Raw genomic sequence first — 21,189 nt, 5'->3', positions numbered from 1 at the left:
GGGTGGGGCGGTGGGGCAGCCGGAGCCATGGGCGTCTTCGCCGGGGGCAGGTGTGACGGGCAGGGCGAGGGCGAACGGTGGCCGACGTCCACATCTGCTCGGCACCGCACACGGCCGGTTCCGGCATCCCCTCCCGGCCGCTCCCGCCATCAGGCCCAACTCCCATCCTTCCTGGTGGTGGACCTGCACAAACGCCTGGTGGCGGACCTGCACGAACACTGCCGACAACGTCCGTACCCCGTGCACGGACTCAAGGGTGCAACGGGCCGTCAGGCCGGCTCCGGCCGGCGTCGGCTCGGGTATCGGGCGGGCCGGCCCAGGGACGTCGGCGGTGCGAGTGGTGCCGTCACACAGCCGAGGACGCGCTGGACCCCGGGGGCGCAGAGCACGGACATGACCGCGACCGCGATCAGCGTGACGGCGACCTCCCCCACGGGTTGCCGGATCCAGGCGTGGTCGTACCAGCCGAAGTACTTGGCCGCCTGGGCCACGAACCCGTGCAGCAGGAAGCCGGACAGCGTGCCGGCGCCCAGCACCGTGAACCAGGTCCGCTGCCCGGGCACACAGGCGAGGAAGGCGGCGACCAGGACGACCGAACAGCCGAAGGTGGCCAGGGTCATCAGGGGGCCGTACCAGGCGGGGGCGGAGAGTTCCTGGGCGCTCTCGCTGTGGAAGAACCAGCCGTAGTCCATCCGCGAGACCGCCAAGTACGCCACCACGAGGGCGCAGCCGAGGACCGGCAGGGCGAGGGTGCGCGCCTTACGGCGGCGTGCCAGGAGGAGGTGCCCCGGCTTCAGCTGCAGGCCGAGCACGAAGTACGGCAGGAACTGCAGGACACGCTGGAGACCGAGGTCACTGCCGATCGAGGGCGAGAGGGTGGCCAGCATCGCCACGCCGAGAGCGAGCGGCAGCGGCCGGCGCACCAGCCGCCAGATCGGAGCCGTGAGCCGCCAGACGAACAGCGCCGCCAGGAACCAGGTCAAGTACAGCGGGTCCAGCAGGCTGATCGGCCGGTCGGGATCATGGCTGGTCCACCGCGTGAAGAGGGTGTACGCCACCTCGAAGACCATGTACGGGACCACCACACCGGTCAGCAGCCGCCCGAGCTTGCGGGGTTCCGCCTCGAAGCCGCGCGAGAAGTAGCCCGAGATCACCGCGAACACCGGCATGTGGAAGGCGTACACGAGCATGTACAGCGCGGTGACGGCCCGGCTTCCCTCCCGCATCGGCTCCCAGGCGTGGCCCGCCGCCACCAGCAGGACCGCCAGGTACTTGGCGTTGTCGAGGAAGGGATCCCGCCGCTCGACCCGTCTCTTTGCCGCTCCTGCGGACAGCAGCGGCTCCTGCCGTCGCTCCGGTGCGCGCGTGACAGTGGGTGCGGGGGTGGCGTCAACGGACATCGCCAGAACCCTAAGCACATGTCCCTGCATCGATTCAACCGCACCGTGTACTGACGCGCCATCTTCTACACTACTGTAGAAGATGCGGCCGCCTGCTTCGGCGGCCGCGAAGCAGCCCATACCCTTTTTGGAGTTCTCATGGCCCTGTGGGACCGCATCAAGGAGTCCGCATCGACGATGCAGACCCAGTTGGTGGCGAGGAAGAACGACCTCAGGAGCGGCGCCTTCCGCGACGCGAGCATGGCTATGTGCGCGCTCGTCGCCGCCGCCGACGGCACGGTCGACCCCTCCGAGCGGCAGCGGGTGGCCCAACTGCTCGCCACCAACGAGGTGTTGCAGAACTTCCCTGCCGAGGATCTGCGCCGGCGCTTCGAGGAGAATTTGAACCGGCTCACCACCGACTTCGACTTCGGCAAGGTGAGCGTGATGCAGGAGATCGCCAAGGCGAGGAAGAAGCCCGCCGAGGCACGCGCCGTCATCCAGATCGGCATCGTCATCGGCGGCGCCGACGGCGACTTCGACAAGGACGAGCAGGCCGTGGTGCGGGAGGCGTGCTACGCGCTCGACCTGCCGCCGCACGAGTTCGACCTCTGAGCGGTCGGCACCCGCCCGCCTCGGGCGGACGCGGCCGGCTGCCGGGGCGGGCGGCGTCCGCCCCGGCTCGGCGGGTCAGCGAATGTCGTCGAGGTCGAGGTCCTTGCCGACGACCAGGGTGACCACTCCCGCCCCCGCGGCCGGGTCTGGCGTGGCCCGGACTCCGGGCAGCCGGGCCGCGAGCGCCCGGGCCTGCTTCTCCAGGCCCGCCGGGTAGGTGACCTTCGTAGTGCCGCTGTTCTGCGGGGCGTTGCCCGTGCCCGCGACGGTGAGGCCGGCCGCGCGCAGCTTCTCCGCGACGGTGCCGGCCAGCCCCGAGGTCCCCGTGCCGTTGAGAACCTGGACGCGCACGGACGAGGCGTACAAGGGGTTCTTCGTGTCCGCCTCCAGGCGCTTCTTGTCGACCTCCTTGTCCCTGGCGAGGGAGCTGAACAGGTCGGTGGCCTGCGGGTACTGCCAGACGACGTTGGCCTTGTCGGTGGCCACGTCGGCCTCGCGCGGGTAGTTGGGGACCGTCAGGAAGGTCAGCCGGTCGCTCGGGATCCCCTTGAGCTCCGACGCAAGGCCGTACAGCGGCTTGATGCCGGCGAGATCGGGGTCCGTGGTCAGGGACTTGGTGGCCGACTGCAGGAAGCCGTAGAGCGCCTTCGGGCTGGTCAGTTTGGCCTGTGCCTTCTCGGCGAGGGCGTCCATGAACTCCTGCTGGCGTCCGATGCGTCCGATGTCGGAGCCGTCGCCGACGCCGTAGCGGACACGCACATAGCCGAGCGCCTTCTCACCCCCGACCGTCTGGCAGCCGGGCTCCATGTCCAGTCGGGCCTTCTTGGAGTGGATGGCCTGCTCGGGGCAGACCTCGATGCCCTCCAGGGCGTCGACCATGCCCTTGAAGCCCTGGAAGTCGACGGACATGAAGTGGTCTATGCGCAGGCCCGTGTTGGCCTCGACCGTTTTGATGGAGCAGGCGGCCGCCCCGGCGACCTCGCCGCTGGTGCCGCCCAGCGCGAACGCCTCGTTGATCTTGTAGTGGTGCTGCGCGGAGGTGCTCCCGTCGCCCTTGTCGCAGGCCGGTACCTCCACCCACGAGTCACGGGGGAACGACACCACCGTGGCCCATTTCCGGTTGGCCGGGACGTGCAGGACCATCAGCGTGTCCGACTGCATGGTGGTCAGGTCCTTGCCGTACTCCGCGTTGGCGCCGTCGCGGCTGTCGGAGCCGACGACGAGTATGTTCTTCGACCCCGGGCTGAGGTTCTCGGGCCGGTCCCCGCCGATCTTGTCATCGACGTCGGCGGACTTGATGTTGTCGTTGAGGTCCTGGTAGACCCAGGCACCCACCCCGGCGACTCCGAGGACGACGGCCGACGTCGTCCCCACCCCCCACGCCAGGATCCGCCCCCTCCGCGTCAACCGGGTCTTCCCCGCGCCGCCCTGCATACGCCGGCGTTTCCCCGTTCCCGTCACCGCGCCCCCTCTGTAGATGAATGGCCGAAGCCCGAACCCCTCACCCGGAACAGACGACGATCTTTGCAACATCCGTTGCCTGGATCGTACGAACCGGAGAAATTCCCGTGGCAGCACCCGTCGACGGCCGGCCGGGAACCCCAATGTCCGCTCGGGAAGCCCCCGTTCAGAGAGGCGTCGCCGCGCGCAGGATGAGGACCATGGTCACCGCCGAGTTCGCGGAGGACATCGCCGAGACGGCCGTCCCCGCGGCAGCGCACCACGCCGCCAGGCCCACCGAGGTGAACAGTGACGGCCAACGACGCCCCTGCGGAGCGGGCCGGAGCAGCGCGGCCACTCGGCGCGGCACCGGCCCCGGCGCCGCGAAGCCCGCCAGCGTCGCGACCGGAGTGCCCCGGGACACCAGCGCCGCCTTGCCGATCGCGCTCGCCACCGCGCTGCGGCTGCCGACGGCCCGGGCCGCCTCTTCGTCCGCCCAGCGTTCCGCGGTGTACGACACCGCCGTACGCAGCGGGCGCAGGAACGGATTGGCCCGCGCGGCCAGTTGGACGGCGAGCAGGAAACGGTGGTGCCGCGCGGCCAGATGGGCCCGCTCGTGAGCGAACAGCGCCCGGCGTTCGGCGGGTTCGAGGCGGTCCAGCAGCCCCGTGGTGACCACCACCCGGTCCCGTCGGCCACCCGGCAGCGCGTAGGCATACGGCACCTCGTCGGGGAGTACGACCACCCCGGTACCCGGCAGCCCGGCGAGCGCCCGGTGGGCGTGGCGGCGGAACCGGCCGTGCCGCCACAGTGTCCGGCCGCAGGCCACAACCACCGTGCACAGCGCCGGAATGGCGGCCTTGCCGACGATCTCGTCGTACGGCACGGCTGCTCGCACCTCGGGGTCCGACCAGCCGTCGGGCAGCGGGTTGCCGGGCAGTTGGGCGGTGCCGACCACCATCGCCAGAGCCAGGCACACCGTGCTGCACACCGCCATGACGGCGGCGACGGCGGTGAGCAGCCTTGTCGCGGTGCGCGGATGCAGGTGCTGCTCGGCGAGGCGGGCGATCGGCCATGCCGTGAGCGGCAGGACGAGCGGGAGAAAGACGAAGACCCCCATGAGGTGTCAGTTGTCCCCTTCGCTCCGGGACCCGCCCGGTTCGCTCCGGGACTGGCCGAGCAGTTCACGCAGCAGCCGCTCGTCGTCCGGCCCCAGACCGGTGACGAAGCTGGCGAGCACGGCCCCGCGGTCGCTCTCGGCGTCCAGCACCCTGCGCATCCTGTGCGCCGCGAGGCCCGCCTCGTCCGAGGCCGACGTCCACGCGAAGGAGCGGCCCGCACGCTCCCGGGTCACCGCGCCCTTGGCCAGCAGACGGGTCAGGATCGTGATCACCGTCGTATAGGCGAGATCCCCGCCGAGCCGTTCCTGCACCCAGCCGGCCGTCGCCGGACCGTCCGCCTCCCGTAGGGCCGACAGGATCAGCGCCTCCAGCTCGCCCTGTCCCCGGCGCCGGGAACGCTGCCGGTCATCCGCCATGCCCTGTCTCCCTTCCGCTGACCTGCGCGTCATATGCGATTCATCGAGCGGTACATCGTAAGGAAAGCAGAGGCGGCCTTCCATTCCTTCTACAGTGATGTAGATTTCAGGGGACCGCAATCAGCGCATTCACCTCACGCGAAGGGGAGAGCATCAGTGGGAGTTTCCCTGTCCAAGGGCGGCAACGTCTCACTCAGCAAGGAGGCACCGGGCCTGACCGCCGTCCTGGTCGGACTGGGCTGGGACGTGCGCACGACCACCGGCACCGACTACGACCTCGACGCCTCCGCCCTGCTGCTGAACGCCTCCGGCAAGGTCCCGTCCGACCGGCACTTCGTCTTCTACAACAACCTCACCAGCCCGGACGGTTCCGTGGAGCACACCGGTGACAACCTCACCGGTGAGGGCGAGGGCGACGACGAGTCCGTCAAGGTCGAGCTGGCGGCCGTGCCCGCCGACGTCGACCGGATCGTGTTCCCGGTCTCCATCCACGACGCCGAGAACCGCGGCCAGAGCTTCGGCCAGGTCCGCAACGCCTTCATCCGCATCGTCAACCAGGCCGGTGGGGCCGAGATCGCCCGCTACGACCTGTCCGAGGACGCCTCGACCGAGACGGCCATGGTCTTCGGCGAGTTGTACCGCCACGGCGCCGACTGGAAGTTCCGAGCGGTCGGACAGGGTTACGCCTCCGGGCTCGCCGGGATCGCCGCCGACTTCGGTGTCGACGTCTGACAGCGGGGGCCCGCTCGACCGTGGGACGCTGCTCACACCTGCTCCACCTGCTCCACCACGTCACCCAGCTCACCAGAAGGACGGGAACCTCATGTTCGGACTGAGCGAACTCGTGATCATCCTCCTCGTCGTCATCGCCGTCCTCTGCGCGAAGAAGCTTCCCGAACTCGCCCGTTCGGCGGGCAAGTCGGCGCGCATCCTCAAGTCCGAGGCCAGGGCGATGAAGGACGAGGACGCTCCGGGGGCGCCTCGGGTGATTCCGGGGGAGACCGTCGCCCCGGAGGGGCCGAGGCCGCAGAGCTCGGGTGCGCAGTAGGACAGAGCGTCACGAGACAGCGCCACGAGATCGCGAAGGGCTCCCACAAGTCAGGTTCTTGTGGGAGCCCTTCGTCGTGCTGCCTGCCGGTGAAGGGTGAGAAGACGATCACGAGCAGGGCATCCGCGGCGTGTTACGGCGTCACGGCGCGAGAAGCAGACTGTTGCCGCGCTCCTTGGCGGCGGCGTAGCGCTTGGCCACGTCCTGCCAGTTGACGACCTGCCACATGGCCTCGATGAAATCGACCTTCTGGTTCCGGTACTGGAGGTAGAAGGCGTGCTCCCAGGCGTCGAACACCAGGATCGGCGTCGAACCCTGGCCGATGTTGCCCTGGTGGTCGTAGACCTGCTCGACGATGAGGCGGCCGCTGAGCGGCTCGTAGGCGAGCACGCCCCAGCCGGAACCCTGGGTCGTGGCCGACGCCTTGGACAGCTGGGCCTTGAAGTTCGCGAAGGACCCGAAGGACTCTGCGATGGCGTCCGCGAGTTCGCCCACGCCGTCCTTCTCCAGCGGCTCGCCGCCGCCCTCGCCCGTCATGTTGTGCCAGTAGATCGAGTGCAGGATGTGGCCGGAGAGATGGAAGGCCAGATTCTTCTCCAGGCCGTTGATCGAGCCCCACGACTCCTTGTCCCGCGCCTCGGCGAGCTGCTCCAGCGTGTCGTTCGCGCCCTTCACGTACGCCGCGTGGTGCTTGTCGTGGTGCAGTTCGATGATCTCGGGGCTGATGACCGGGGCGAGCGACGCGTAGTCGTACGGAAGCTCCGGGAGCGTGTAAACCGCCATGTCCAACGTCCTCCGACGTTATTGCGAATGGTATGCAGCTGCACGTTAACAGTAAGAGCGACAGCTTTTCGATCAGGCGTTGGACCTAGGACCTGGGCCGTGTCGCAGCGCGGTGTCACTGCTGCCCGAGCCCGGTTGCGCGGGCCGCGCCAGGCCGGCCGTCCACTTCTCCTCGATGCGGCCGGCCTTCCACACCACCAGGGCCAACGCCCACGTGGCGAAGAACAGGCCGACGATGACGTAGCCGATGACGTTCAGGTCGAGGCCGGACACCCAGTCCCAGAACGGGCCGTGCAGGTCCGCCTGCTCGGCGATCAGGCCCAGCAGCTCGACGGTGCCGATGATGAGGGCGACGGCGACCGACAGGCCCGTGATGGTGAGGTTGCAGTAGACCTTGCGGACCGGCTTGGAGAACGCCCAGCCGTAAGCGAAGTTCATGAACGAGCCGTCGATGGTGTCGAGCAGCGACATGCCGGCCGCGAACAGGAGCGGCAGGCACAGGACGGCGTACCAAGGCAGCCCTGATGCCGCGCCCGAGCCGGCGAGGACGAGGAGTGCGATCTCGGTCGCGGTGTCGAAGCCGAGACCGAAGAGCATGCCCAGGGGGTACATCTGCCAGGGCTTGGTGATCGACTTCATCAGGCGGCCGAGGAGGCGGTTCATGAAGCCCCGGTTGTTGAGCTGCTCTTCGAGGGCGGCCTCGTCGAAGTGGCCGGTGCGCATCCGCCGGAAGACCTTCCAGATGCCGGCCATGATCACGATGTTGATGACCGCGATGAGGTAGAGGAACGCCCCCGAGACCGTCGTACCGATCCAGCCCGTCACGCTGTGCAGCGCCGAGTCGTCGTTCTGCACCGGGTCGGCCAACGCCTTGACGCCCAGGGAGAGCAGGAGGGCGAGGGCGAAGACGATCGAGGAGTGGCCGAGGGAGAACCAGAAGCCGACGGACAGCGGTCGCTGCCCCTCGCTCATCAGCTTGCGGGTGGTGTTGTCGATGGCGGCGATGTGGTCGGCGTCGAAGGCGTGCCGCATGCCGAGGGTGTAGGCGGTGACGCCGATGCCGATACCGAAGGTCCTGCTGCCCAGGCTGTAGTGCTCGGGGGCGACGACCACCACGAGGGTGAACCAGCCGATGACGTGGAGCACCAGGATGAACGCGGCCATTCCGCCGAGGTTCGCCCACTCCTTGCGGGTCATGGACATAACGATGCGGTGCCACGAGGAAGTCATGGAGGTGGGGGCCTTACTGCTGGTCCGATGGCTGTTCTCAGCCGCGCGGCCCAGGCTTCTGCCCATCAGTTGCAAGAACAACGCAGGGGCGGCAAAGCCCGCGTCAGGATTTCCTTATTGCACATGGATTGCAATAGCATGGATGGTGCAGAAAGGGGTGATCCGGTATGGGGCGCAAGGAATCTCCGATCGTGCTGGGCATCGAGTCGTCCTGCGACGAGACGGGCGCGGGTCTCGTCCAGGACGGCAGGCTGCTCGGCCATGCCATCGCGTCGAGCATGGACGAACACGCCCGCTACGGCGGTGTCGTGCCCGAGATCGCCGCCCGCGCCCATGTGCATGCGGTACGACCGGTGGTCCAGCAGGCCCTGGACGGTGCCGGGTTGCGGCTCTGCGACATCGGAGCGGTCGCCGTCACCACCGGACCGGGCCTGTCGGGCGCGCTCCAGGTGGGGCTGGCCGGGGCGAAGGGCATCGCGTACGCGCTCGGTGTCCCCCTGTTCGGCGTGCACCACCTCGCCGGCCATGTCGCCGCCGACACCCTGGAGCACGGGCCGTTGCCCGATCCCTGCATGGTGCTGATCGTCTCGGGCGGCCACACTTCGCTGCTCCTCGTCCAGGACCTGGCCCGCGATCCGATCGTCCATCTCGGCGACACCCTCGACGACGCGGCCGGGGAGTGCTTCGACAAGGTCGCGCGGGTTTTCGGGCTGCCGTATCCGGGCGGTCCGGCCATCGACCGGGCAGCGCGCGCGGGGGATCCGCGCGCTGCCCCCTTCCCGCGCCCGCTGACCGGCCCGCGCGACGAGCCGTACGACTCCTCCTTCTCCGGGCTGAAGACGGCTGCCGCGCGGTGGGCGGAGGGGCACGCGGGCCGTGAACTGCCCGTCGCCGACGGCGCGGCGTCGCTGCAGGAGGCCATCGCCGACGTACTGACTCGCAAGGCGGTGGCAGCCTGCGTCGAGCACGGTGTGGGCACCCTGGTCGTGGTCGGCGGGGTTGCCGCGAACTCCCGTGTCCGTTCCCTGGCCGAGGAGCGCTGCCGCGCCGCGGGTGTCGAACTGCGTGTGCCGCCCCTGCGGTTGTGCACGGACAACGGCGCGATGATCGCCGCCGTCGGCGACCTCCTCGTGCGTGCCGGAGCCGAACCGGCCCCGCTGGACGTGTCGATCGATCCGTCGGCGCCGCTGGAGTACGCGGCGCTGCACCCTGTGGCGGCCATCACCAAGGCGGTGGCGGCCTGATGAGCCCTGTCGTCCGGGTCTTCAAGGGCGCCGATCTCCTCGCCCACTCCGCCGCGCTGCGCGCCGTCTATCTCGACGCCTTCAGTGGCCCACCATGGAACGAGGGCGAGGAAAACGCGGTCGAGTTCGCCAAGCGGCTCACGCTGGACGTCCGCCGTCCTGGTTTCACCGCCGCGCTCGCCCTGGACGGCCAGGAGGCCCTCGGCTTCGCCACCGCCCGGACCACCCCCACCCCCCTCCCCACCGACCGCTGCTACCCGCAGGCCGCAGCCGGGCTCGGCCCCGACCGCAGCGTCGACTGGCTGTGCGGGGCCCGCGAGGTGGACGAACTCGCCGTCCGCGGCGCCACCCGGGGCACCGGCCTCGCCGCCGACCTGCTGGAAGCGGTCACCGCAGACGCCCCCGAAGGCCGCTCCTGGCTGCTCACCTCCGTCCGGTCGGGGCGAGCCATGTCCTTCTACCGCCGCCACGGCTGGACGCAGGCCACCCACCCCTCCCCCGACGGCACGGGCATCGTCGTCTTCCTGAGCCCTCGTCACCCCGCCCGGTCCCTGGCCGCCCAACCCTTGACGCGGTCCTCGTCCCCGGCATCGAGGAGGCCGACCGCACCACCCGGTACGGCTCCTTCTGCCGGCTGAACGACAGCGCCCGGGCCGGTCACGCCCGTCTGTCGTTCTCAGCCTCGACCGGATACGGCACGAAGGTGCTGCTGTGCTCGTCGACGGCGAGTGTCCTGCCCAGCGGAGGAGCCGCCCGCTGAGGACAGTCGAGACGTTCGCAGACCCGGCAGCCCATCCCGATCGGGGTCGCCGCGGAGGCGTTGGTGAGGTCGAGGCCGTCGGAGTAGACGAGGCGATGGGCGTGGCGGATCTCGCAGCCGAGCCCGATGGCATACGTCCTGCCGGGCTCGCCCCAGCCGCCTCGGTGCCGGGTGACAGCACGGGCCGTCCACAAGTAGCGCTGCCCGTCCGGCATTTCCGCGATCTGGACGTGGATGCGCCCGGGGGCGGCGAACGCCTCGTAGACGTTCCACAGGGGGCAGGTGCCGCCGGCCCGGGAGAAGTGGAAGCCGGTGGCCGACTGGCGTTTGGACATGTTCCCGGCACGGTCGACACGCACGAAGGAGAAGGGCACGCCGCGCAGTCGGGGTCGCTGGAGGGTGCTCAGGCGGTGGCAGACCGTCTCGTAGCCGAGGCCGTAGCGGTCGGTGAGGCGCTCGATGTCGTAGCGGAACTCCTCGGCCGCCGTGTGGAAGGCGGTGTACGGCAGGATCAACGCGGCCGCGAAGTAGTTGGCGATGCCGATGCGGGCCAGGGCGTGGGCGGGTGAGCCGGGCGGAAAGTCCTCGGCGGCCTGACGGTCGAGTTCGTCGCCGTATTCGAGGAGCGCCAGTTGGGTGGCCATGCGGAACGCTCGCTGGCCGGGGCGCAGGCGGGTCGACAGGTGGAGGGTGCGGGTCGCCGCGTCGAAGTGGTGCAGCCGGTCGCCGGTCCCTGCGGCCGGGCGGACGTCGTGCGCGTCGGCCAGTCTCGCCGTGAGGGCGCCGACGACCTCGCCGGGCCGGATGCCCATCTCGTCGGCGAGGCGTTCGGCCGCGAGGTCGGTGTCGTGCAGGTAGTTCTGGCGGCGGTAGAAGAAGTCCCGGATCTCCTCGTGGGGTGAGCGCGGTGTCTCGACGGCGGTGTCCCGGCCGTCGGCCGCTCCCGCGAGCCGCTCGGACAGGAGCTGATTGCGGCGGCCCAGGTCGAGGAGGACCCGCGCGACCGCGGGCATGCGGGAGGCGAGTTCGGCGAGGTCGGACGGGGAGACGCGGGCTTCGGCGATCTCACCGGTGAGCGCCTCGCGCAGGTCGGCCACCAGACGGGTCGTGTCGCGCTCGGAGAAGAAGTTCGGGTCCAGTCCGAAGGTCTCGGTCAGCCGGAGCAGGACGGGGACGGTGAGCGGGCGGGAGTCGTGCTCCATCTGGTTCAGATAGCTGGGCGAGATGGCGAGGACCCGGGCCAACTCGGCCTGGCTCATTCGGCGCTCCTCGCGGAGCCTTCGCAGCCGTGCCCCCGCATAGGTCTTGCTCACCGCGTGCGTTCCTCCATGTAGGGACCGGCTGAGACCAGGTCAGCGTACGCCGGCCAGAGCACCTCACGTCCTTCGCAAAGTTGGCAAACGGCGGCCGGAAGATTCGCAAAGCTTGGCAGGCTTCCACGGTTGGCGGCACTGAGTGCCAGTGCCAGAGTGTGAGTGCGGCCCGCCGGACCCGGCAGGCTCCGCCCGGAACCGGGGCGCGATTCAAGCCCTGACGTCGGAGATCCCGGCAGGACGGCAGCCCGTACCGGCAGCATTGCTCACCTTCGCCCTTCGGGGTGACGGCGGGCCGCACCCCTTGATGAGACACGCAGTGCCATTCGTGCGGAGAGCAACACACGATTTGGCAGACGCAACAGACCGAGGAGACGGTGACAGTCATGGCAGAGGCGAGGAAGCACGCGGCCGAGGAGCTCGCACGGCGCTGGGCCACCGACCCGAGGTGGCAGGGCATCGAGCGCACCTACAGCGCCGAGGACGTCGTACGGCTGTCCGGCAGTGTCCGCGAGGAGCACACGCTGGCCCGGCGCGGGGCCGAGCGGCTGTGGCGCCAACTGCACGAGCTCGACTACGTCCACGCCCTGGGCGCGCTGACCGGCGGCCAGGCCGTCCAGCAGGTCAAGGCCGGCCTCCAGGCGATCTACCTGTCCGGCTGGCAGGTCGCCGCCGACGCCAACCAGGCCGGGCACACCTACCCCGACCAGAGCCTCTACCCGGCCAACTCCGTTCCGCAGGTGGTGCGTCGGATCAACAACGCGCTGCTGCGCGCCGACCAGATCGCCACCGCGGAGGACGCCGGCGACACCACGGACTGGCTGGCGCCGGTCGTGGCCGACGCGGAAGCCGGCTTCGGCGGCCCGCTCAACGCATTCGAGCTGACCAAGGCGATGATCGCGGCGGGTGCGGCCGGCATCCACTACGAGGACCAGCTCGCCTCCGAGAAGAAGTGCGGCCACCTCGGCGGCAAGGTCCTCGTCCCGACCTCGCAGCACATCCGCACCCTCAACGCGGCCCGTCTGGCGGCAGACATCGCCGACGTGCCGACCGTCATCGTCGCCCGCACCGACGCTCTCGCCGCCAACCTCCTCACCAGTGATGTCGACGAGCGCGACGCCGAGTTCGTCACCGGCGAGCGCACGGCGGAGGGCTTCTACCGGGTGCGGGGCGGCATGGCGCCGGTCATCGCCCGCGGTCTGGCCTACGCGCCGTACGCCGATCTGATCTGGGTGGAGACGGGCACCCCGGATCTGGAGCAGGCCCGCGAGTTCGCCGAGGCGATCCACGCCCGGTACCCGGACCGGATGCTGGCGTACAACTGCTCGCCGTCCTTCAACTGGAAGGCCGCGCTGGACGACGACCAGATCGCCAAGTTCCAGCGTGAACTGGGCGCGATGGGCTACAAGTTCCAGTTCATCACGCTGGCCGGCTTCCACTCCCTGAACCACGGCATGTTCGACCTCGCCCGCGGCTACGCCGAGCACGGCATGACCGCCTACGTCGACCTCCAGGAGAAGGAGTTCGCCGCGCAGGCCCACGGCTTCACCGCCGTCAAGCACCAGCGCGAGGTCGGTACGGGGTACTTCGACCTGGTGTCGACGGCGGTCAATCCCGCCTCGTCCACGACCGCGCTCGCCGGGTCCACGGAGGAAGAGCAGTTCCACTAGTTCGTGTCCGCAAGGTCCCGCCTGCCCCGCGACGCCTGGCACGCTCCCCCACCTCTCGGCTTCGCCCGAGCGGGAGGTTCCCCCACCGCCGCACCCGGCGAAGGCCCAAGTGCGTCCAGTACGAGGACCTCCGCCCCGCACGCCGAGAGCACGCACCAGACGCCGCCGGGCCCGCCCTCCGGGCGAACGACGGGACCTTGCGGACACGACCTCGGCCGCCGGGCCGCACTTGTCGAGCTGAGGGGCGGGCGTCCGTCCCCGTCCAGCCCCTCCGCTCCCACCCCTCAGGAGACCCGATGTCCACCACCGCATTGACCCACGATGTCCGCGTCCTCGCCGGTCCGGGCCACCGTCACGACGAGATCCTCACGCCTGCCGCCCTCGGCTTCGTGGGCCGGCTCGCCGCGGAGTTCGGCGAACGCCGCCGGGAACTCATGAAGGAGCGCCGCAGGCTGGCGCTGCGGCTGGCGTCGGGCTCACCGCTCGGCTTCCCCCTGGTCACCTCCGCCGTCCGCGCCGACCCGGCCTGGCGCGTCGCACCGCCCGCACCCGGCCTGACCGACCGCCGCGTCGAGATCACCGGCCCGCCGGACCGCCGGATGGCGGTCAACGCGCTCAACTCCGGCGCCGAGGTCTGGATGGCGGACTTCGAGGACGCCACCGCTCCCCTCTGGGACAACGTCATCGGCGGCCAGCTCAACCTGCTCGACGCCGTAGAGCGCCGTATCGACTTCACCACGGCGGAGGGCAAGGAATACCGGCTCGGCGAGAGCGACCGGCTCGCCACCATGATGGTCCGCCCGCGTGGCTGGCATCTCGACGAGGAGCACCTGGAGTTGGACGGGCGGCCCGTGCCCGCCGCCCTGGTCGACTTCGGCCTGTACCTCTTCCACTGCGCCCAGCGCCAGATCGACGCCGGGTACGGTCCGTACTTCTACCTGCCGAAGCTGGAGAACCGCTACGAGGCACGCCTGTGGAACGACGTCTTCGTCCTCGCCCAGGAACTGCTCGGTTTCCCACGCGGCACGATCCGCGCCACGGTCCTCATCGAGACGATCACCGCCGCGTTCGAGATGGAGGAGATCCTCTACGAACTGCGTGAGCACAGCGCGGGACTCAACGCGGGCCGCTGGGACTACCTGTTCAGCCTGATCAAGACCTTCGGTCACCGCACCGACTTCCTCCTCCCCGACCGGGCCAAGGTGACGATGAGCGCCCCCTTCATGCGGGCGTACACCGAACTCCTCGTGCGCACCTGCCACCGTCGCGGCGCGCACGCCATCGGCGGCATGGCCGCCCACGTGCCCGGCAAGGACCCGGACACGAACGAGGCCGCGCTCGCCAAGGTCCGGCTCGACAAGGAGCGTGAGGCCGAGGACGGCTTCGACGGCTCCTGGGTGGCCCACCCCGGGCTGGTCCCCGTCTGCCGCGAGGTCTTCGACGGTGTCCTCGGCGAACGGCCCCACCAACTCGACCGTACCCGCGACGACGTCGAGGTGACCGCGGCCGACCTGCTGTCGGTGCGAAGGATCAGCGGGCCGCCGACCGCGGAGGGTGTCCGCAGCAACATCGCCGTCGCGCTGCGCTACTTCGCCGCCTGGCTGCGCGGGCAGGGCGCCGTCGCCCTGTACGGCCTGATGGAGGACGCGGCCACCGCCGAGATCGCCCGCGTGCAGATCTGGCAGTGGCTCCGGCACCGGGTGATCGACCGGGAGACGGTGCTGCGGCTGCTCGACGACGAGGTCGTCGCGCTCGGCGCCGCATACCCGTGGGCGCCCGTCGACGAGATCCGCGCCCTGTTCGAACGGACGGCGCTGGCAGGCGAGTTGCCGCAGTTCTTCACTCCGGACGCGTACACCCGGCACCTCGTGAAGCGGACGGAGGCCGGCGCGTGAGCGGGGGCATCCGGCGCGTCGGGGTGGTCGGCGGCGGGCAGATGGGGGCCGGGATCGCCGAGGTGTGCGCACGGGCCGGGCTCGACACCGTGGTCTGCGAAGTGGACGCGGTCGCGGCCCGCGCGGCACGGGACCGGGTGGCGGCATCACTCGGCCGCGCGGTGCGCCGCGGCAAGCTGGAGGAGGCCGCGGCTCGGGACGCCCTCGCCCGCATGGTCTTCAGCGGCAGCCTGGACGATCTCGCCGACCGGCAGCTCGTCGTCGAGGCGGTCGTCGAGAACCCGGCCGCCAAGACCGAGGTCTTCGCCACGCTCGACAAGATCGTCGAGGACCCGGAGGCGGTGCTGGCGACCAACACCTCCTCACTCCCCGTCATGCGGCTCGGCATGGCGACCGGCCGGGCCGACCGGGTCGTGGGCCTGCACTTCTTCAACCCGGTGCCGGTGCTGCCCCTGGTGGAGGTCGTGACCTCGCTGCACACGTCGGGGACGACCGTCGCCGCCGTCGAGGACTTCGCGGTCCGCGCGCTCGGCAAGACCGTCATCCGCTCCCAGGACCGGGCAGGCTTCGTCGTCAACGCTCTGCTCATCCCGTACCTGCTGTCCGCGGTCCGGATGGCGGAGTCCGGCTTCGCCACCGCCGCCGACATCGACACGGGCATGGAGCTGGGCTGCGCGCACCCCATGGGCCCACTGAAACTGGCAGACCTGATCGGGCTGGACACCATCGCCTCGATCGCCGAGTCGCTCTACGACGAGTTCAGGGAACCCCTCTACGCCCCTCCCCCGCTGCTCCAGCGGATGGTGGAGGCGGGACTGCTCGGCCGGAAGACCGGCCGCGGGTTCCACGTCTACGACCAGGACTGAGGGCCTGGTACGCCGCGGGCCGAGGGGCCCAGGTCGCCGCCGGGAGTGAGGGTTCCCGCGCGGCGGACACAGGGGAAGGGCGGGAAGCGCGGACGCGGCGCGCTTCCCGCCTTGTGGCGTTGCGAGCCCAGGGACGCTCGGGAAGCTCGGGGATCTCAGGGAACTCCCGGCACTCGGGGAGCTCGGGGAACTCGGGCACACGGGTGTCCCATTTCACCATCCGAAAGACGGACGCCGTCCGCCCCTGCGAGGTGCCACCCCGTAGGCTGGCGGGTGCAGCTGGTTCGCCCCGCCCTCCAGGTGGGATGCGTCGCAAGAGGGAACCCGGTGGGAATCCGGGACTGCCCCGCAGCGGTGAGTGGGAACGACCGCCGTCATCCGCACTGGGCCCGACGAACGGGGCCTGGGAAGCGACGGCCAGTAGATGTCCTCCGGTCAGGAGGACGTGCCCGCGAGTCCGAAGACCTGCCAACTGCCCGCGCGCGGACACCTCGCGCGCGGACATCCCGGTGACCTCGAGGGCGGGTCGGCGTACATACCAGGCGGACGACCGTGCCCAGCCGCGCACGCTCCGACCGTCGGGTTCGTCACCCCTTCGCGCTCTCGTCCCGTCCCCGGGATTCCAGGGATTCATCTCGCGAAGGAGATCTCCGTGACCACGAAGTCCGCAGCCGCGGCAGCACGGGCCACCGTGTACGGCTACCCCCGCCAGGGCCCGAACCGGGAACTGAAGAAGGCGATCGAGGGCTACTGGAAGGGCCGCGTCACGCCCGACGCCCTGCGCACCACGGCCGCCGAACTGCGCGCCGCCAACTGGCGTCAGCTGGCCGACGCCGGCATCCACGAGGTCCCGACGGGCGACTTCTCGTACTACGACCACGTCCTGGACACCACCGTCATGGTCGGCGCGATCCCCGCGCGGCACCGGGACGCCGTCACGGCCGATACCGTCGACCGCTACTTCGCCATGGCCCGCGGCACGCAGGACGTGGCACCGCTGGAGATGACGAAGTGGTTCGACACGAACTACCACTACCTGGTGCCGGAGTTGGGCCCGGACACCGTCTTCACGGCCGACTCGGCCAAGCAGGTCGCCGAGCTGAAGGAGGCCTTGGCGCTGGGCCTGGCCGCCCGCCCCGTCCTGGTCGGCCCGGTCACCTACCTGCTGCTCGCCAAGCCCGGCCCCGGTGTGCCCGCCGACTTCGAGCCGCTGACGCTCCTGGACCGCCTGTTGCCGGTGTACGCCGAGGTTCTCGCCGACCTGCGCGCGGCCGGCGCCCAGTGGGCACAGCTCGATGAGCCCGCACTCGTGCAGGACCGCACCCCGGCCGAGCTGAACGCCGCCGAGCGCGCCTACCGCGATCTGGGTGCCCTCACCGACCGCCCGAAGCTGCTGATCGCCTCGTACTTCGACCGGCTCGGCGACGCCCTGCCGGTGCTGGCGAAGGCCCCCGTCGACGGGCTGGCACTGGACTTCACCGAGTCCGCCGCCGCCAACCTCGACGCGCTCGCCGCCGCCGGCGGTCTGCCCGGCAAGCGCCTGGTCGCCGGCGTGGTCAACGGACGCAACATCTGGGTCAACGACCTGGAGAAGTCCCTGTCCACCCTGGGCACCCTGCTCGGGCTGGCCGACCGGGTCGACGTGGCCGCCTCCTGCTCACTGCTCCATGTGCCCCTGGACACGGGTCTGGAGCGGGACATCGAGCCACAGGTCCTGCGCTGGCTGGCCTTCGCGAGGCAGAAGACCGCCGAGATCGTCACCCTCGCCAAGGGCCTCGCCCAGGGCACCGACACCATCGCCGCCGAACTCGCCGCCAACCGGGCCGACCTGACGTCCCGCGCCGGCTCTCCGATCACCCGCGACCCGGCCGTCCGGTCCAGGGCGGCGGCGGTCACCGACGCGGACACCCGCCGCTCACAGCCGTACGGCGAACGGGCCGCCGCGCAGCGCGCCCAGCTCCGCCTGCCGCTGCTGCCGACCACCACCATCGGCTCCTTCCCGCAGACCGGCGAACTGCGCACCGCACGCGCCGATCTGCGCGGCGGGCGCATCGACGCCGCAGGGTACGAGGAGCGCATCAAGGCCGAGATCCAGGAGGTCATCTCCTTCCAGGAGAAGACCGGGATCGACGTCCTCGTGCACGGCGAGGCCGAACGCAACGACATGGTCCAGTACTTCGCCGAGCAGCTCACCGGCTACCTCGCCACGCAGCACGGCTGGGTCCAGTCCTACGGCACCCGTTACGTCCGTCCGCCGATCCTGGCCGGCGACATCTCCCGCCCCGAGCCGATGACGGTGCGCTGGACCCAGTACGCCCAGTCCCTCACCTCCCGTCCGGTCAAGGGCATGCTCACCGGCCCGGTCACCATGCTCGCCTGGTCCTTCGTCCGCGACGACCAGCCGCTCGGCGACACCGCCCGGCAGGTCGCCCTCGCCCTGCGCGACGAGGTCAACGACCTGGAGTCCGCAGGCACTTCGGTCATCCAGGTCGACGAGCCCGCGCTGCGCGAGACGCTGCCGCTGCGCGCCGCCGACCACCCGGCCTACCTGGACTGGGCCACGGAATCCTTCCGCCTCACCACCAGCGGCGTACGCCCGGACACACAGATCCACACGCACATGTGCTATGCGGAGTTCGGCGACATCGTCCAGGCCATCGACGACCTCGACGCCGACGTCATCAGCCTGGAAGCGGCCCGCTCGCACATGCAGGTGGCCCGCGAACTGGCCGAGCACGGCTACCCGCGCGAGGCGGGACCCGGCGTCTACGACATCCACTCCCCTCGCGTACCGAGCACCGAGGAGGCAGCGGCCCTGCTGCGCAAGGGACTTGAAGCCATCCCCGCCGAGCGGCTCTGGGTCAACCCCGACTGCGGCCTGAAGACCCGCGGCTGGCCCGAGACGCGCGCCTCCCTGGAGAACCTTGTCGCCGCGGCCCGCACGGTCCGTGAGGAACTCTCCGCGTCCTGAGACCGGGAGCGATCTGCCGGGGAGCTGACGCCCGAGTTCCGCTCCCTGGCATGATCCTTTTCAGCCGTGTGTGTGATGACTACTCACCCCACAACCCATCCCTGAGCCGTGCGCAGTCGGGACGGCAGGTCACAGGGTGGCGCCGCCAGCGACTCCGTCCCTGGCGATCAGCCCCGAGTCACCAGCTCGTCGCCGGCCAGGACCCCAGCATCAACAACGTCGGCAACAGCCTGCACGCCCTGCTCGCCCACCCCGGCCAACTCGCCGCGCTCCGCGACGATCCCGCCCTCCTCGCGACCGGCATGGGGGAACTGCTGCGCTACGAGGGCCCGTTGCCCTTCACCAGCTGGCGGGGCACCCCGGAGCCCGTCGAGTTCGGCGATGACCGTCCCGGCGGACGAGTCCCTGTTCCCCTGCATCGGCGCGGCCAACCGGGACCCCACGCGCTTCCCCGACCCCGACCGTCTCGACCTGAGCCGCCCCACGCCGGGCCATCTCGTCTTCGGCCACGGCGCGCACACCGGCAACTCGGACGGCCGCGCGTACGGCCTCGGCCTGGAGAGCAGGCCGCTGCCCTGCGGCGGCCGGTGCCACGGTCGACGGCGGGCAGGCGACGGTCATGGTGAACCTCGGCCCGGGTGGTCCGGACGCACAGAGCGACGACATCAAGGCGGCCGTACGGACGGCGCTCTGCGAGTGACGAGAGGGACGCCTCGCGAACAACCGGCAGGCGGGCCCCCGTTGGACTCATATCCAGGTGTCGAGCCACATTCTGGCGTGCCAGTCGGCGTAGGGGATCGTCTGCCCGCTGTAGATCGGGAAGAAGTAGATGAAGTTCCAGGCGATGAGCAGGACCAGCGCGCCCGCCGCGACCGCACCCCCCGTACGGCGCGTCTCGCCCGCCCCGGGCGGACCCAGCAGCGCGCCGAGCATCATCGCCACGGCCAGGCACAGGTACGGCACGAAGACGACCGCGTAGAAGGAGAAGATCGTGCGGTCCTGGTACAGGAACCAGGGCAGGTAACCGGCGCCCACCGCGCACAGGATCGCGCCGGCGCGCCAGTCGCGGCGCAGGGCCCACCGGTAGAGCAGATACGCAAGGGCGAAGCACGCCGTCCACCACAGCAGGGGCGTGCCCAGGGCGAGGATCGTCTGCGAGCAGTCGACCGTCGTGCGGCAGCCGTCCGTTCCGGGTTCCGGCGACTCGTAGTCGAACAGCACCGGGCGGCCGAGGACCAGCCAACTCCAGGGGTTGGACTCGTACTTGTGGAAGCTGTGCAGCCCCACGTTGAACTGGTACACCCCGTACTCGTAGTGCCACAGGCTGCGCAGTGGGGCCGGGATCCACGACCAGGTGCCGCCACGGCCGTCGGCCCAGTGGCGCGCGTAGCCGTGGTCGGAGCGGAACCAGCCGGTCCATGTGGCCACGTACGTCACCACGGCGACGGGGACCAAGGACAGCACCGACCATCCGAGGTCCTTGCGCAGTACCGACCGGTACGGGTGCCGGGCCCCTGCCACGCGGCGGGAGCCGACGTCCCACAGCAGGGTCAGGACCATGAAGAAGGCGAGGAAGTACAGGCCGTTCCATTTGGTCGCGGCCGCCAGCCCCAGGAAGAAGCCGGCCGCGAGCCGCCATGGACGTACTCCCGCCCCGGCGTGCTCGCCGGTGTGACGGTCCGGGCGGGCATGGCCGTCCTCACCGACGGGCAGGGCGGCCGCGAGTCGGGCCCGGGCGTGGTCGCGGTCGATCAGCAGGCTTCCGAAGGCCGCCAGTACGAAGAACATGACGATCAGGTCCAGCAGTGCCGTGCGGCTCATCACGTAGTGCAGGCCGTCCACGGCCAGCAGCGCGCCGGCCAGGCAGCCCAGCGCCGTCGAACGGAACAGGCGCCGACCTATTCGGCACAGCATCAGCACCGACAGCGCGCCCAGGATCGCCGTCATGAAGCGCCAGCCGAACGGGTCGAGACCGAACATCCACTCGCCGACGGCTATCACCCACTTCCCCATCGGCGGGTGTGCGACGAAGGCGCCGGTGTCGGAGAGCGGGATCACCTGAGGGTCCGCGAGTATCTGCGGGTCGGCGATCTTGCGGTCGGGCCAGGTGCCCTCGTAGCCGAACTGCAGCAGGGACCAGGCGTCCTTGGCGTAGTAGGTCTCGTCGAAGACGACGTCCCGCGGACGCCCGAGGTGCCAGAGGCGGATCGCCGCGGCCAGGGCGGCGACGAGTACCGGCCCCAGCCATGCGAGCCATTCGGTCGGGATGCGGGTCGAGGGCTCGGGGAAGGGCGGGACGAGACGTTCGCGGGTGTCGGTCCGAGGGCGTCCGACGTATCCGAACCGGCGCAGACGGGCCTGCCATTCGTCGGGAGTTGCCGTCGGCGGGGTGCCGTCGAGGACCTGGGCCCGCGACACGCTGCTACTCGTCATCGGAT

At 70.4% G+C, this 21,189-nt stretch carries 18 protein-coding genes and 1 riboswitch; of the genes, 9 read left to right on the top strand and 9 right to left on the bottom strand.

What is annotated here, in order from left to right:
• Window positions 1-269: 269 nt before the first annotated feature.
• The gene (locus ACZ7L5_RS18145) at window positions 270-1,400 is read right to left on the bottom strand and encodes an acyltransferase family protein (protein WP_471517697.1); all 1,131 of its coding nucleotides are present in this window, start codon (window positions 1,398-1,400) and stop codon (window positions 270-272) included.
• Between the two features lie 138 nt (window positions 1,401-1,538).
• On the opposite strand from ACZ7L5_RS18145, the gene ACZ7L5_RS18140 reads away from it, so the two are divergent.
• On the top strand, window positions 1,539-1,994 hold the full coding sequence (locus ACZ7L5_RS18140; RefSeq protein ID WP_471517695.1) for a tellurite resistance TerB family protein: 456 nt from the start codon (window positions 1,539-1,541) through the stop codon (window positions 1,992-1,994).
• 75 nt (window positions 1,995-2,069) lie between these two features.
• Here ACZ7L5_RS18140 and ACZ7L5_RS18135 read toward each other — a convergent pair whose 3' ends face one another.
• The 3 genes from ACZ7L5_RS18135 to ACZ7L5_RS18125 form a co-directional block, all read right to left on the bottom strand.
• Entirely contained in the window at window positions 2,070-3,428 is a 1,359-nt protein-coding gene (locus ACZ7L5_RS18135) for an LCP family protein (RefSeq protein WP_471518120.1), read from the bottom strand.
• A gap of 193 nt (window positions 3,429-3,621) precedes the next feature.
• The gene (locus tag ACZ7L5_RS18130) at window positions 3,622-4,554 is read right to left on the bottom strand and encodes a M56 family metallopeptidase (protein ID WP_471517694.1); all 933 of its coding nucleotides are present in this window, start codon (window positions 4,552-4,554) and stop codon (window positions 3,622-3,624) included.
• A 6-nt stretch (window positions 4,555-4,560) separates the two neighbouring features.
• On the bottom strand, window positions 4,561-4,971 hold the full coding sequence (locus ACZ7L5_RS18125; protein WP_471517692.1) for a BlaI/MecI/CopY family transcriptional regulator: 411 nt from the start codon (window positions 4,969-4,971) through the stop codon (window positions 4,561-4,563).
• A gap of 156 nt (window positions 4,972-5,127) precedes the next feature.
• Between ACZ7L5_RS18125 and ACZ7L5_RS18120 the strand changes: the two genes are divergently transcribed.
• Both ACZ7L5_RS18120 and ACZ7L5_RS18115 read left to right on the top strand, forming a co-directional pair.
• Window positions 5,128-5,703, top strand: a complete 576-nt coding sequence (locus ACZ7L5_RS18120; RefSeq protein WP_471517690.1) for a TerD family protein — start codon at window positions 5,128-5,130, stop codon at window positions 5,701-5,703.
• 91 nt (window positions 5,704-5,794) lie between these two features.
• On the top strand, window positions 5,795-6,019 hold the full coding sequence (locus ACZ7L5_RS18115) for a twin-arginine translocase TatA/TatE family subunit (RefSeq protein WP_363042468.1): 225 nt from the start codon (window positions 5,795-5,797) through the stop codon (window positions 6,017-6,019).
• A gap of 141 nt (window positions 6,020-6,160) precedes the next feature.
• Here ACZ7L5_RS18115 and ACZ7L5_RS18110 read toward each other — a convergent pair whose 3' ends face one another.
• A complete protein-coding gene (locus ACZ7L5_RS18110; RefSeq protein WP_328877268.1) occupies window positions 6,161-6,802 on the bottom strand; it encodes a superoxide dismutase in 642 nt (213 codons plus the stop codon).
• A 72-nt stretch (window positions 6,803-6,874) separates the two neighbouring features.
• Window positions 6,875-8,032: a Nickel transporter NicT gene (gene nicT, locus ACZ7L5_RS18105; RefSeq protein WP_471517688.1), complete on the bottom strand. Its 1,158-nt coding sequence runs from the start codon at window positions 8,030-8,032 to the stop codon at window positions 6,875-6,877.
• Between the two features lie 167 nt (window positions 8,033-8,199).
• On the opposite strand from nicT, the gene tsaD reads away from it, so the two are divergent.
• Complete coding sequence (gene tsaD, locus ACZ7L5_RS18100; RefSeq protein ID WP_471517686.1) at window positions 8,200-9,276, top strand: tRNA (adenosine(37)-N6)-threonylcarbamoyltransferase complex transferase subunit TsaD; 1,077 nt, start codon at window positions 8,200-8,202, stop codon at window positions 9,274-9,276.
• A complete protein-coding gene (locus ACZ7L5_RS18095; protein WP_471517684.1) occupies window positions 9,276-9,914 on the top strand; it encodes a GNAT family N-acetyltransferase in 639 nt (212 codons plus the stop codon). The genes tsaD and ACZ7L5_RS18095 overlap by 1 nt, the downstream gene beginning before the upstream one ends.
• A 19-nt stretch (window positions 9,915-9,933) precedes the next feature.
• On the opposite strand, the gene ACZ7L5_RS18090 is transcribed toward ACZ7L5_RS18095, so the two are convergent.
• Window positions 9,934-11,349, bottom strand: a complete 1,416-nt coding sequence (locus ACZ7L5_RS18090; protein ID WP_471517682.1) for a short-chain fatty acyl-CoA regulator family protein — start codon at window positions 11,347-11,349, stop codon at window positions 9,934-9,936.
• 386 nt (window positions 11,350-11,735) lie between these two features.
• Between ACZ7L5_RS18090 and aceA the strand changes: the two genes are divergently transcribed.
• The 4 genes from aceA to metE all read left to right on the top strand — a co-directional run bounded on the left by aceA (window position 11,736) and on the right by metE (window position 18,751).
• On the top strand, window positions 11,736-13,019 hold the full coding sequence (aceA, locus tag ACZ7L5_RS18085; RefSeq protein ID WP_471517680.1) for an isocitrate lyase: 1,284 nt from the start codon (window positions 11,736-11,738) through the stop codon (window positions 13,017-13,019).
• A gap of 296 nt (window positions 13,020-13,315) precedes the next feature.
• Window positions 13,316-14,914, top strand: coding sequence for a malate synthase A (gene aceB, locus ACZ7L5_RS18080; protein ID WP_471517678.1), 1,599 nt, complete (start codon window positions 13,316-13,318; stop codon window positions 14,912-14,914).
• A complete protein-coding gene (locus ACZ7L5_RS18075) occupies window positions 14,911-15,780 on the top strand; it encodes a 3-hydroxybutyryl-CoA dehydrogenase (protein WP_471517676.1) in 870 nt (289 codons plus the stop codon). Before aceB ends, ACZ7L5_RS18075 begins: the two co-directional genes overlap by 4 nt.
• A 263-nt stretch (window positions 15,781-16,043) precedes the next feature.
• Window positions 16,044-16,267: riboswitch (cobalamin riboswitch) on the top strand.
• A gap of 165 nt (window positions 16,268-16,432) precedes the next feature.
• A complete protein-coding gene (gene metE / locus ACZ7L5_RS18070; protein ID WP_471517674.1) occupies window positions 16,433-18,751 on the top strand; it encodes a 5-methyltetrahydropteroyltriglutamate--homocysteine S-methyltransferase in 2,319 nt (772 codons plus the stop codon).
• Between the two features lie 167 nt (window positions 18,752-18,918).
• Here metE and ACZ7L5_RS18065 read toward each other — a convergent pair whose 3' ends face one another.
• The gene (locus tag ACZ7L5_RS18065; protein ID WP_471517672.1) at window positions 18,919-19,170 is read right to left on the bottom strand and encodes a hypothetical protein; all 252 of its coding nucleotides are present in this window, start codon (window positions 19,168-19,170) and stop codon (window positions 18,919-18,921) included.
• A 328-nt stretch (window positions 19,171-19,498) separates the two neighbouring features.
• On the bottom strand, window positions 19,499-21,184 hold the full coding sequence (locus ACZ7L5_RS18060) for a dolichyl-phosphate-mannose--protein mannosyltransferase (RefSeq protein WP_471517670.1): 1,686 nt from the start codon (window positions 21,182-21,184) through the stop codon (window positions 19,499-19,501).
• Window positions 21,185-21,189: the final 5 nt, after the last annotated feature.

It is taken from the genome of Streptomyces sp. NPDC107528 (genome assembly GCF_055639295.1).
The sequence above is the reverse complement of the archived record's forward strand: the minus strand, read 5'-3'. Positions and strand labels throughout refer to the sequence as shown.